This is a genomic window from Nocardia sp. NPDC004711, from assembly GCF_053601595.1.
Genome location: NZ_JBSGCB010000017.1, coordinates 41078 through 54015, shown reverse-complemented (window position 1 = coordinate 54015; position 12938 = coordinate 41078). Strand labels below are relative to the sequence as shown.

General features: G+C 68.3%; 11 protein-coding genes. 4 read left to right on the top strand and 7 right to left on the bottom strand.

Annotated elements, in window-relative coordinates:
- The first annotated feature begins 156 nt into the window (after window positions 1-156).
- On the top strand, window positions 157-948 hold the full coding sequence (locus ACWEKS_RS18850; protein ID WP_452341273.1) for an SAM-dependent methyltransferase: 792 nt from the start codon (window positions 157-159) through the stop codon (window positions 946-948).
- 50 nt (window positions 949-998) lie between these two features.
- Here the strand turns inward: ACWEKS_RS18850 and ACWEKS_RS18845 are convergent, their stop codons facing one another.
- On the bottom strand, window positions 999-2039 hold the full coding sequence (locus ACWEKS_RS18845) for a hypothetical protein (RefSeq protein WP_452341272.1): 1041 nt from the start codon (window positions 2037-2039) through the stop codon (window positions 999-1001).
- A gap of 122 nt (window positions 2040-2161) precedes the next feature.
- Here ACWEKS_RS18845 and ACWEKS_RS18840 point away from each other — a divergent pair, with 122 nt between their 5' ends.
- Together ACWEKS_RS18840 and ACWEKS_RS18835 are read left to right on the top strand one after the other, a co-directional pair.
- A complete protein-coding gene (locus ACWEKS_RS18840) occupies window positions 2162-2515 on the top strand; it encodes a hypothetical protein (protein WP_452341271.1) in 354 nt (117 codons plus the stop codon).
- A 1-nt stretch (window position 2516) separates the two neighbouring features.
- Window positions 2517-3533, top strand: a complete 1017-nt coding sequence (locus ACWEKS_RS18835; RefSeq protein ID WP_452341270.1) for an alpha/beta hydrolase — start codon at window positions 2517-2519, stop codon at window positions 3531-3533.
- Window positions 3534-3556: 23 nt separating this feature from the next.
- Here the strand turns inward: ACWEKS_RS18835 and ACWEKS_RS18830 are convergent, their stop codons facing one another.
- Window positions 3557-5065, bottom strand: a complete 1509-nt coding sequence (locus tag ACWEKS_RS18830) for an MFS transporter (protein ID WP_452341269.1) — start codon at window positions 5063-5065, stop codon at window positions 3557-3559.
- Between the two features lie 182 nt (window positions 5066-5247).
- Between ACWEKS_RS18830 and ACWEKS_RS18825 the strand changes: the two genes are divergently transcribed.
- Window positions 5248-9126 (top strand): arabinosyltransferase domain-containing protein, encoded by a 3879-nt coding sequence (locus ACWEKS_RS18825; RefSeq protein WP_452341268.1) that lies wholly within the window; start codon window positions 5248-5250, stop codon window positions 9124-9126.
- 197 nt (window positions 9127-9323) lie between these two features.
- On the opposite strand, the gene ACWEKS_RS18820 is transcribed toward ACWEKS_RS18825, so the two are convergent.
- From ACWEKS_RS18820 to ACWEKS_RS18800, 5 genes are all read right to left on the bottom strand, one after another.
- The gene (locus ACWEKS_RS18820) at window positions 9324-10454 is read right to left on the bottom strand and encodes an alpha/beta hydrolase (RefSeq protein ID WP_379399372.1); all 1131 of its coding nucleotides are present in this window, start codon (window positions 10452-10454) and stop codon (window positions 9324-9326) included.
- 163 nt (window positions 10455-10617) lie between these two features.
- Entirely contained in the window at window positions 10618-10998 is a 381-nt protein-coding gene (locus ACWEKS_RS18815) for a cyclophilin-like fold protein (protein ID WP_452341267.1), read from the bottom strand.
- Between the two features lie 84 nt (window positions 10999-11082).
- On the bottom strand, window positions 11083-11448 hold the full coding sequence (locus ACWEKS_RS18810) for a hypothetical protein (RefSeq protein WP_452341266.1): 366 nt from the start codon (window positions 11446-11448) through the stop codon (window positions 11083-11085).
- Window positions 11449-11566: 118 nt separating this feature from the next.
- On the bottom strand, window positions 11567-12106 hold the full coding sequence (locus ACWEKS_RS18805; protein ID WP_452341265.1) for an LOG family protein: 540 nt from the start codon (window positions 12104-12106) through the stop codon (window positions 11567-11569).
- Window positions 12107-12154: 48 nt separating this feature from the next.
- The gene (locus ACWEKS_RS18800) at window positions 12155-12505 is read right to left on the bottom strand and encodes a nitroreductase/quinone reductase family protein (protein WP_452341264.1); all 351 of its coding nucleotides are present in this window, start codon (window positions 12503-12505) and stop codon (window positions 12155-12157) included.
- Between the last annotated feature and the right edge of the window lie 433 nt (window positions 12506-12938).

Here is a 12938-nt window from a genome sequence, read left to right as displayed (position 1 = left end):
GCACCATTCCAGCGCTTCCGGCCGCGCAGATCGAGCACCCTCGGCCCGGTTTCGCGAGCTTTTTCCGACGCCTGGCAGGTTGCCGACAAGCTCCGCGTTTCTCTCTGGCGTGCGCCGCGAATTGTTACGATCGGCGGGGATGTCGAGGGAGGTGCGGTGTCTGAGTTCAATCGAGCACCGGTGGGCGTGGATCCATTCCGGCCCAACGCTGCTCGCGTGTACAACTACATGCTCGGTGGCAAGGACAATTACGACGCCGACCGCGCACTCGGCGACAAGATGCTGCAGGTCGCCCCGGACACCCGGGAGACCGCCTGGCACAGCAGGCAATTCCTGCTGCGGGCGGTGCGACGCGCGGCAGAGGAAGGCATCCGTCAGTTCGTGGACATCGGCGCGGGCATTCCGATCAGCCCGAATGTGCACGAGGTGGCACAGCAGGTCGACCCGTCCGCCATCGTCGCCTCCATCGATTACGACCCCGTGGTGTACGCCCACAGCAATGCGCTGCTCACCAGCGCACCGGGCGTCACGCCCATCCTCGCGGACGTTCGCGAACCGGACAAAATTCTCGAATTAGCGCGCACCGAGGGCGGAATCGACTTCTCCCTGCCGGTTGCCGTCGTGATCGTCGGCGTCCTGCACTTCGTCATGGACGACGAGAAGCCCCACGAGGCCGTGGCACGCCTGCGCGACGCCATGGCGCCGGGCAGCCTGCTGGTCATCCAGCACGCCTCCACCAATACCCACCCGTTCTTCCAGAACGCCTCCACCAGTGACACCGTCGGCAGCCCCTCCCAGGTCGACTTCCGGCCGCCGGAGCAGGTCGAGCGCTTCTTCGAGGGCTTGGAGATGCTGCCGCCCGGCCTCGCGCCCGCCAATGAATGGCTCGAAGGCGACCTCCAGCCCACCCGCCTGGTGATCCTGTGCGGCATCGGCCGCAAGAACTGACCGCCGAGACGAAAACTGCTGCGGCGCAGGCCAACCCACTGCAGCACCGCTCAATCCACCGCTGCCAGCGTATCCGCCCGCGTGACCAGCGCATCGGCGATCGGGCGGGGACGCCGGCCCAGGCCGCAGGCGCCGGCGACGCCGTCGACCGGGCGGCCCAGCGCCGATTCGATGGTGCGCAGCGTCTGGATCTGCTGGGCCTCGGTCGGCGTCTCGTGCACGAAACCCGCATAGAAGCGGGTTGTCGGCGGTAGGTCCAGGCCCGCGAGCGGGGCATAGAACTCCGGGCGGGCGGAGGGCGGAATCTCACCGGCGGCGAGCGGGCCGTGGATGAACTCCAGGGACCGGCCCGAGGGCCAGTGCCGGGCAATGGAATTGGCCAGTTCGACCAGCGGGCGGGTATCACGCAATGTGGTCCGGGCCTTGTTGCGCATGCTCCCGAGACACAGGTGCACGCCGATGCGGGTGCCCTCCGGGGTGGCCGCCGCGAGCTCGGCGATGCCGCGGCCCAGGCCCAGCGCCGCATCGATACGCCGGTGCAGCGGCTGGGTTTTGGCCATCAACACCATTTCGGCGGTGGCCTCGAACTGCAGTACCACCTGGTCGCCGGCCCGTGCGCGAATGGCCTCGATATCGCGAATCATGGCGTCGCGGAAGGCTTTCCGATACCGTCGCACCCCGCCCGCCCCCATCGCGATGAAGGCCATCGTGAAATCGGTCGGCATGCCGATCTGGAGTGACAGCTCGGGTAGATCCCGTTCGGCGCGTATGGTTTCGAAGGTCGGCAGCGCTTCTTCGGCCTCGCCGCGGTAGCCGAGCTCCATCATGTCTCCGGTCAGCCCGGCGTCCCGGGCAGCGCGGTGGATGGTCCGCTCCCGGCTCGACGACCATGAACCGCTGCGTTTCACTTCCAGCGCACCCTGAGTAACCAGATCGTGGATGATCGGCTGGATGTACCACTCGTAGCGCCTGGTCTCCCCGGTCGGCAGCGTCCGCAATCGGGTGCCCGCACCGTCGAGCATCGCCCGCATCGCATCGCCGGTGCTCTCGGCCGGAAAGCTCCCGACGAAGTGCACATTTCGCGCGCCCATACCGTGCATAGTAGATCTCCGATCACGTTCCCGAATGCACCGTTCACGGATCATTGTGTGGAGTATCGTCATTCGCCAGAGAATGGCCGGACTCGGAACCGCTCCTGGGAAGAATTTCGGTGATGAAGAAGCTCTATGCCCGTTTGATGAAGGCCTCATGCCCCGTCGATCAGGAGTCGATGGCGGTCAATCTTCCCATCATCCAGGGCGAGGTCGTCCCGTACGCCATGTCGGATCCGGGTGCTCGCCAGATCTTCTTCTTCCTGGACGAGCAGGACGGGACCATGTTCTCGATCACGCTGTACGACACCGAAAAAGACCTCGAACACGCCATGCGAGACGCCGACAGCGAGCACCGCCACACGACGCTGGCGCGGCTGGGCTGCACGCCCATCGACGCGCGCACGCTCGAGGTGGTGGCGGGCGCGGTCGCCGACGACGCCGCGAAAGTCGACTTCAGCCAAGGGATTTCCTGACGTGCGCACCTCGTTGCGGGCGCTGGCCGTCTGCGCGGCCACGACCCTGCTCTCCCTCACTCCGGCACTGGCGCAGGCCGATCCCGCGGCCCCTGCCGATCACTGCCAGGACGTGACGTTCCCGGTTCCGCAGGGCACCATCGCGGGCACCCTGTGCCTGCCGGAGGGGCCCACTGACACGGTGATGATCCTCATGTCGGGATCCAACTACAACCACCTGTACTGGGATTTCCCGTACCAGCCCGACACCTACAACTTCCGGCGCGCCATGAACGCGGCCGGTTACGCGACACTGGTGGCGGACCGGCTCGGCAATGGCGCGAGCAGCCGGCCGCCGAGTCTCAGCCTGACAGCCTCCGAGACCGCGGAGGCCCTGCACACCATGGTGCAGGCGCTGCGCGGCGGCTTCGCGGGCAATGCCCCCTTCACCAAGGTGGTCACCGCCGGTCACTCGCTGACCTCCGGCACCTCGGTCATCGAGGCCACCAGTTACCACGATGTCGACGGCGTCCTGCTGACCGGATATTCGCACGCGCTCAGCGTGCCGGACGTGCTCGGCGTGATCAGCACCTATTATCAGGCGGTCAATGATCCCGAATTCGCCGGGCGCGGTTACGATCCCGGCTATCTGGTCACCCGCCCGGGCACCCGCGCCGCCGATTTCTATGGCATAAACCCCGACCCCCGGGTTGTCGCGCTCGACGAGGCCAACAAGGAGACATTCTCCCTGACCGAGTACCCCGACGGCCTGCTCTCCACCCTGCCCGGCATGTCCAGCTTCATCACGGCGCCGGTGCTCATCGTCAACGGGAGCCGGGATCGCATGACCTGCGGCCCGGGTTTCGGCACCTGCACCGACACGGCCACCCTGGATGCGGCCGAGCGCCCGTACTTCTCCCCCGCGGCGAAGCTGCGCACCTTCGTGCTCCCGGACAGCGGCCATGCCATCAATCTCGCGCCGAATGCGGGTGACTATCGCGCGGTGGTCCTCGACTGGATGAAGTCGCTCGCCAACTGAGATCCGGTGCGGGCCTGCCGAACTCAGGTCGAGAAGGGCGAGCCCGCGCCCTCGGCCCGGGCCGTGCCCTCGCGCCGGGTGGCCGCCAGTGGCAGGGCGATGTCCTCGAGCGACCGGCCCTCGGCATCCACCGCGAGGAGCTGGGCGACCACACCGCCCGCGATCATGACCGCCGCGCCCAGCAGATAGCCGAGGAACAGCCGGACCGGATGTGAACCGTCGCCGATCAGCGCACCGTAGATGACGGGCCCGAGCGCGCCGAAACACTGTGCGATGGCGAAGAATACGGCGATCGCCTTGGCCCGGACCTCGAGCGGGAAGATCTCGCTCACGGTGAGATAGGCCGAACTCGCGCCCGCCGAGGCGAAGAAGAAGAAGATGACGCACCAGCACGCCGTCTGGGTGATCGCATTCAGGACCCCGGCGTAGAACAGCACCGCCGAGATCGCCAGCAGCACACCGGAGAGGATGTAGGTGCCCGCGATCATGCGACGGCGGCCGATGGTGTCGAAGAAGTGCCCGATCGTGAGCGGCCCGGCCAGGTTTCCGACCGCGAAGGCGATCAGATAGATGGGCGTGGAACCGGAGGGCACCCCGTAGAACTTGCCGAGCACCAGCGTGTAGGTGAAGAAGATCGCGTTGTACAGAAACGATTGGCTGATCATGAGACTCGCGCCCAGGATCGCGCGCTGCGGATACTCGCGGAACAGCACCCTGGTCAGTGCCAGGTAGCCGATGCGATCGGCGGGTTTCACCGCCATGGCCCGGGATTCGTCGACCGGCGGCAGCGACACCCCCGTCGCCTCCACCTCGCGCTCGATCTCCGCGATCGACTCCTCCGCGTCGCGGGCGTGGCCGTGCATGATCTGCCAGCGCGGGCTCTCCGGCAGGTGGCGGCGCACGAACAGGATCACCAGGCCCAGCACCGGGCCGATGAGGAAGCCCAGCCGCCAGCCCAGCGACAGGCTCAGGTGATTGAGCAGAATGTAGGTGCCGAGGGTGCCGATAATCGCTCCGGCCCAATAGGTTCCGTTCACGGCGATGTCGACACGGCCGCGGTAGCGGGCCGGAATCAGCTCGTCGATGGCGGAATTGATGGCCGCGTACTCGCCGCCGATGCCGGTGCCCGCGATGAAACGAGTGACGTACAGGAAGGCCACCCAGCCCGCGCCATTGCCGAGAGTCGCTGCGGTGAGCCCGCTTCCGAGCAGATAGATGCCCAGGGTGATCAGGAACAGCTTGCGCCGGCCCAGACGATCGGAGAGGTTGCCGAACACCAGCGCGCCGACCACCTCACCCGCCAGGTACACCGTCGCGATCAGGCCGACCGCGGTCGAGGACAGGTGCAGGGTCTCGGGTTCGGTGAGGGTGTCGGCGACCGCGCTGGCCACCGTGATCTCGAGGCCGTCGAGAATCCACGCCACTCCCAGCGCGACCACCAGCCGGGTGTGGAATCTCGACCACGGCAATCGATCGATGCGGGCGGGCACCAGGGTCCGCACCACGCCGCCGCCGTCGAGCGCCTCCGCCATCACGACTCCTGAGTCCGGTTACCGCGTCCTCTGTCCACCATCGAATGCCCCGACAAACGATAGGCCAATCCTCGAAGATCACCGCTCGAACTGCGAAGATGCGGGTCGATCGGAGCCGGAAACGTGCCGGTCCGAATATTCCGCGATGAGTTTCGCGGAGGCTATGGCTAGCATCGGCGTTCGTGCGTTCAGTTTCCGGGGGAGTTTTTCCAATTCGACTGATCGCCCTCGTGGCGGGGGTGCTCGGTGTTCTGCTGGCGGTGCTCACACCGCTGCTGCCGGTCCGGCAGGATCGGGCCGGCCTCGATTGGCCACAGGCACAAGCGGTTCAGATGACCGCGCCGCTGGTGGATTACGTGCCGCTGTCGGTGGATATGAGCGTGCCGTGCGCGGTGCTGCGTGACATGCCCAGCGGGACAGTGTTGTCCACGGTGCCCACGCAGGCCCCCGGCGCCGCCGCCACAGGTCTGATGGCTCGGGTCGAGGACCGGCCGGGCACCGGCCGCACCCTGTCGGTGACGCTGCGCAACGTCCCGCTGCTCACCGCCTCGATCTTCGAAATGACCGGCGTCGGAACAGCTTCCGACCCGGCCATCACCTCTCCGTCCAGCGTCACCCCGCAATCCGGCACCACACCGACCCCGACACCCGGAGCCACGCCGCCTGCGAACGCGAACCACACGCCCGGAGCCACGCCGCTGCCGAGCGCGAATCCCGCACCCGGAGCGGCACAACCGTCCGACGCGAACCCTGCACCTGGAGCGGCACAACCCTCGGGCGTGAACCCTGCACCCGGCGCTGCACAACCCTCGGGCGCGAATCCGGCCGCGGGAGCGACACCGCCCCCAGGCGCGAATCCGCCTGCCGGAGCGACACCACCGCCAGGGGCCACGCCGCCAGCGGGAGCCGCGCCGGTAGCGGGCTCGAATCCGGCGCGAGGAGCAACCCCGCCGGCCGGTGCCACACCGCCGCCGGGAGCGACTCCGCCTGCCGGAGCGACTCCGCCGCCGGGTTCGACTCCGCCACCGGGTTCGGCACCGCCGCCGGGAGCCACGCTGCCGGCGGATGCGCCGCTGCCGCCGACCGGTAGCACCGATCCCGGTGCGGCTGCCGGGCCCGGGGCCGGGAGCGGGGCGAATCCGAATCTGGTGCCGCACGCCGGTTGCGGTGCGCTGGTTGTGCATTCGAGTGCGGAGGTCACCACCGCAGAGTTGACCGGGTTGACCAAGTCGGACGGTTCGCCGTTCCGGACCACGATCACGCGGGATGTGCGGCCCCAGATCGTCGGGGTGTACACCGATCTGGATCGGACCCGGCTGAGTGATGCCAAGTTGCACGCCGAGGTGGATTCGCGGTTCTCGTCGAGCCCGAGCGTGCTGAAGCTGGCGGCGATGGCGGGCGCGGTGCTGTGTACCCTCGTCGCGCTGGTCTGCCTGTATTTCATGGACGCGGCGGACGGCAGGCGCAGGCGGCGGTTCCTGCCGGCGCGCTGGTGGCGGTTCACGCTCACCGATGCGGTCGTGCTTGCGACGCTGGGTGTCTGGCATGTGATCGGGGCCAATACCTCCGACGACGGTTACATCCTCACCATGGCGCGGGTATCCGAGTACGCGGGATACACCGCCAACTACTACCGGTGGTACGGGGTGGCGGAAGCGCCCTTCGGATGGCCGTACGAACTGCTGGCGCAGATGACCCGGGTGACCGATGCCGGTGTCTGGATGCGGTTGCCGGCGCTGCTGGCCGCAGTGCTGTGCTGGTGGGTGATCAGCCGGGAGGTATTGCCGCGCCTGGGTTCCCGGGTGCGCGCCGCATCGGGTCCGCGCTGGGCGGCCGCGCTGGTGTTCCTGGCGCTGTGGCTGCCGTTCGACAACGGCCTGCGGCCGGAGCCGCTGATCGCACTGGGCGCGTTGCTCACCTGGTGCTCCATCGAACGTGCGATCGCCACCGGGCGCTTGCTGCCCGCTGCGATCGCGGCGCTGATCGCCGCGTTCTCGCTGGCGGCGGGACCGTCCGGATTGATCTGCCTGGCAGCGCTTTTCGCCGGTTCACGACGGGTGCTGCGGATTCTCCTCATTCAGGTGCGCGCGGAAGCCGGCAGGCTCCCGAGCCTGCTCGCGCGCATCGCTCCGGTGCTGACGGCGGGCACCCTGGTCCTGACGGTGGTCTTCGCGGATCAGACCCTGGCGTCGGTCGCCGAGGCCACCCGGGTGCGAAAGCTGGTGGGCCCCAACCTGTCCTGGCCGGACGAACCCACCCGCTGGATCTCGCTGCTCTCCCTGACCCCGGACGGCTCCCTGTCGCGGCGCTTCGGCGTACTCGCCATGCTGCTGTGCCTGGCCGTGTGCGTCGCGGTGGCGCTGCGCAAGGGCGGCCGGATTCCGGAGACCGCCCGCGGGCCGGTGGCGCGGGTGCTCGGCATCGCCGTCATGTCGCCGCTGCTCATGGCCTTCACGCCGACCAAGTGGACCCATCACTTCGGCGTCTATGCCGGGCTGGCGGGTGCACTGGCCGCGGTGACCGCGGTCGCGGTGGGCGGCAAGGGAATCCGGCTGCCGTACCTGCGTTCGCTGTTCGCGGCGGCGGTGCTGATCCTGGTGGCGTTCTGCTTCACCGGTTCCAACGGCTGGTGGTACGTCTCCGGCTACGGCGTGCGCTGGCCGGATCGCGCACCCGTGGTGGGCGGTACCAGCGTCGCCTCGCTGATCCTCGGGCTGGGCGCGCTGTGCCTGCTGGTGGCGGCCTGGCAGTACTTCCGCGAGCCCTATCGACCGGCAGGAACCGGTGCGGCAACACGGGTTTTCGATCGGATCGCGATTCGGCCGCTCACGGTCGCCGCCGCTCTGGTGGTGCTGTTCGAGGTGGCGACCATGGCCTCGGCGGCGTGGACGCAGTACCCCGCGTACTCGGTCGCGCTGTCGAATCTGCGGGCCCTGCAAGGAAAACCGTGCTCCATGGCCGATGACGTGCTCGTGGAGACCAAGCCCGAGGAATCCCTGCTCACACCCTACACCGGCACCGCAGCCGACGGACTCGCCGCGGACAACAGCGGATTCACCGCCAATGGCGTCGGAGACCTCGCGCCCGAGGGCGGTGGCCCCGGTGGCGGCAGCGGCCCCGGTGGCGGGAGCGGCGGCGGGAGCGGCGGTGGCGGTCAGCAACAGGGCGCTCCCCCGCCCGGCGGCGGCCCCGCGGACAAGCCCAAGGCCGACCCCGGCATCAACGGCAGTACCATCGCCCTGCCCTACGGCCTCGACCCGAAGCTCACGCCCGTCCTGGGCAGCTACACCACGGGCCAACCGCAGCCCGCGCATCTCACCACCCAGTGGTACCGCATGGATCTCGCTGCGGCACAGCAGGACTCCAGCTACCACATTCTGGTGCTGACCGTGGCCGGCCGCATCGCCGGTGAGGAGCAGGGCCACCGGATCGACGGCGCTCAACTGCACCTCGAGTTCGCCCACCGAGCCGACGACGGCACCATCGAACCCCTCGGCACCCTGACGCCCCCGACGGTCGGCGGCGCCCCCGGCTGGCGCAACCTGCCCATCCCCCTGGACCGAATCCCCGCCCACACCACCGCGATTCGCCTGGTGGCCACCACTGACGACCCGACCGGCAAGCAATGGCTCGCCCTCACCCCACCCCGCCTGCCCCACCTGGCCACCCTCGACACCGTCGTCGGCCACGAGACCCCGGTCCTGACCGATTTCCATGTCGGCCTGGCCTTCCCGTGCCAGCACCCCTTCGACCACCGTGACGGCGTCGCCCAGCTCCCGTCCTGGCGCATCCTCCCCGACAAGCTGAACGCCCAGGTCTCCGAGACCTGGCAGGGCGACACCGGCGGCGGCCCCCTCGGCTGGTCCAGCCTCCTGCTCCGCTCCCAGCCCGTCCCCGCCTACCTCGACCACGACTGGACCCGAGACTGGGGCGAACTCCAGAAACTCACCCCCTACATCGACGCACCCCCCGCCACCGCCACCGTCCACCTCGAAACCCGCTGGGGCTGGACCGACGACACCCCCATCAAGGCCGCCCCCGACCCCACCCAAACCCACTAGAACTCGACCGAGCCGGGCCTTCGGGCCCGGACTCGGCCGTGTATCAACGGAATTCGTGAACGACTTCGATCGGGCCCACTATCGCCACACAATTCGCGCGCGCGGGGCCGAGCTGACGAGAAGAGACCCGCCGCCGTCCGAATGCTCGGACGGCGGCGGGTCTTTCGGTGCGGCCTTGTCGATTCGGTTGGGCCCGGTCAGTTTTGCGGGGCCGGGGCTCCGGCGGGCGGGGCGCCGTTCGGGGGCTGGCCGCCGCCCGGGGCGTCGGCCGGGGGTTGGGCGGGCTGAGCGCCCGGGGGGAGGGGCTTGCCGATGTGCTGGGCGATGTCGGGGAGCATGCGGTTGGCGACCTGCTCCCAGTTGCCCCAGTTGTGGACGCCGATGCTCGGGAAGTCGTAGCTGACGTTGTCATAGCCGAGGGACTGCAGGCGGGACTGGAAAGCCTTGGTGTTGGCCAGGGCGATGCCTTCCAGGGGCATGCCCTGGATGACCGCGTCCGCGGAGGACAGGTCCTGCTGGGCGGGGACGGCGCTGCCCGCGGCGATATAGAGGCGGGTGTTGTTGTCGATCAACTGCTGAACGAAGCCGTACGGGTCCATCCGCTGCCACTTGGCGCTGCCCGCGGCGGCCATGGAGTCGATGTTGTAGCCGCCGGCCGCGAGCAGGGCCAGGCGCAGGGCGTCACGCATGCCGGGCGCCGACATGTACAGGTAGCCCGACAGCGAACCGGCGTAGTTGAACTGGCCGGGGTGGTAGGCCGCCATCAGCAGGGCCGCGCTGCCGCCACTGGACAGTCCGAAGATGCCGTTGCGAGAGTCGCTGAACCCCAGTCGATCTCGCAGCGCATTACGCAGGTTCTGGGAGAGGAAGGTCTCCCACTGGTAGGTGTAGGACTTGCCGGAGGTCTCGTCCCAGCCCGCGACCGCCGAACCGGAATCCCGGCTCGGGAACAGCGACGCATCGGGATTGGCGCCGCCGAAGCTGCTCGGGGCATCCCAGTCCTGATAGAAGCTGGATTCGCCGCCGACCGGCATCACCACATTGATATTGAACTTGGCCAGCGCGGCCGGGATGCTGGTGTGAATCTCCCAGCCGTTGTAGTCGTTCTGCGCGCGCTCGCCATCGAGCAGGTACACCACCCGGTCGGTATTTCCGTCGGCCGCGCGCACGATCCGGGACTTGATCGAACCCATGCTGGAGTCGACATAGAAGTCGAACGCATCCGGATTCGTATCCGCCGCAGCCGGTCCGGCCGTCAACGCCCCGAACGGCAGCAATACGGCCACCGCGGCTCCCGCCAGGCCCCGCTTGGCCCATCCACCCCGCATATCCTGTTGTGCCTTTCACTCCACGGCCGAACCCGGCCGCTCCCCTCGATCCTCCCCCGCTCCTCTGTTCCCGGCGCGGTGGTTCGCCGAGCAGCATAGCCGCTGCCGATGGATCGGGTCCCCCCGAATCAGATTGCGGCACTGGGCCGGATCGGAATGCGCGCTAGGCCAGTTCGACGCGGATGGGGTCGCCGCCGCGGACCGTGGCGAGTAGACGCAGGTCGCCGTCGATGCGGCCGAGGATATTGCACGGGCTGGCCAGACGGCATTCGCCGGCGCGGGACACCGGGGTGGGACCGAACGGGAGGGCCAGGGCATCGCCATCGGTCCAGAAGGCGACGGTCCCCGGGTCGACCACCTGTTGGGCGTCGGGTTCACGCGGGACGCTCACGTCGGTCTCGAAGTAGACCTCGTCACCCCAGGTGCTGGCGACAGCGGTGATCGGGAGAGCATCGAGCAGCGCCCGCACCGTCGGGGTGTCGTCGAGGGTGGCGGTCAGGCGGTTGCCGGGCCAGCTGATGCGGATGCGGGTCGAGTGCGTCACAAGTCACATTCAACAAGATGTTGAAGAGTTCTTCAACAAGATGTTGATACCCGTGCGGCGCACTGATCTACCCGACGCAACGCGCTAATCGGCACCGGCGGATTCGGCGGCCTCGGGATCGACGGTGAAGACCGGGCTGCGGCCGCGGGCGTCCAGCCGGCCGTCGCCCCAGCTGGCACTGCCGTAGGCGTCGATATCGATGGCGTATGCGCCGGCGGGGAGCGCCTCGGGCAGCCGGATCGAGGTTCGATCCTGCCCGTCGACCAGCCCCAGATAGGTCCGGCAGGGCCGGGAACCGAGCGCCACCAGGAAGATTCGCGCTGATTCGAACCGCCGGTCGGCCGCCGCGTCCACCGACCAGCCCACCCCCAGCGACCGATGGGCCGCGTCGGCGAAATCGACGGTGACGCGCAGCGCCGAGTGCTCCCCGAATCCTGCCCGGTCCTTCACGGCTGCCTCCTCGAGCACCCGGCCGGACGCACATCGACATGCCCGGGCAGATGTCCCACTGCAACCAGGCTGGCACGGACCCCGCGGCGCGGCAACGCGAATCCGCCCGGGGAGACGCTCAGCCGCGTCGTACCGCGTTCTCGAGATAGGCCATGGCGTGCGCACCGTCGGCGGCGAAGTACACGAGGTCGGCCAGCGGCACCGGCAGGAAGCCCTCCGCCTCCATGCGCTCGAACTGCTGCATCAGCCCGTCGTAGAACCCGGCGGTGTTCAGCAGGACCACCGGCTTCCGGTGCATCCTATGCTTTTTCATCTCGAGGATCTCGGTGGCCTCGTCGAGGGTCCCGGTGCCGCCGACCATGATGACCACACAGTCGGCGAGCTCGAGCAGCTTCGCCTTCCGCGCGGCCAGATCGGGGGCGATGATCATCTCGTCGGCGTTGGCGCGTGCCTTGCCGCGCAGGAACTGCGCCGACACCCCGACCAGCCTGCCGCCGCTGTCCTGGACCCCGTCGGCAACGACCTTCATCAACCCGGCTTCGGACCCGCCCCACACCAGCGTGTGCCCGCCCTTCCCGATCAGCTCCGCGAACTCGCGGGCGGGCCCGGTGTAGCGCTCGTCGAGGTCGGCGGCCGACAGAAACACGCAGATGTTCATGCAGCCACTGTATTGCCGAAATGGGCCGCGCCCCGGCCGCGGTGGCGCTCAGGCCTTGTCGTCGAGGGTGACCCGAACCGAGACGCTGCCGTTGTCGCGCTGGGTCACCGCGTGGCCCGTACGGTCGACGCCGTTCAGGTGCAACGAAATCGGCCCGCCCTCGCCCTGGAAGTTGCGCCACCAGCTCTTCTTGTCCGGCATGCCGACGCCGATGACGAGTTCGTCGCCCGAACGCCGGTAGTTGACCGGCGTGGAGAAAGTCTTGCCCGAGCGGCGGCCGGTGTAGGTGATGACGACGAATCCGCGGCCCATGACCGGGCCGATCACCGGGAGCTTGGTCAGCGCCACGATACCGGCATTGACCCCGCCCACCACCTGTGCCACAACATTTTTCACCATGTGCACCCTCCTGTTCCGGGGGGCACGGTAGCACGGGCGAGATCGGGGGCCCGGGGCGGCGGACCGCCCCGGGTCGGCGGCTCTACGGGAGGAACCACTTCGCGATGAGGGTGTTCACAGCGTCGATGAAGTCGCCGATGAAGTGCGGAATCATGGGCCTTTCCTCCTTTGTGGAAAATGCTGAACAAATAACCGTTACCAGTCGGTTCGTAGCTGAACCGACAACGGTGCTGGTCACCTATTCGTTGCCGGAGACTGGACGGATGGCAATCAAGTCCATTCCTGCCGGAATAGTCCGGGAAATGCCTTGGAAAGGAACAAAATTCGCTGCCCGACCGCACCTTTCACCCCGGCAGCGTGTTTGCTACGAATTTCCCAGACTATCTCGTCCCCGGTGCCGCATCGTCACGGCAAATCACGATGAATAATTCGG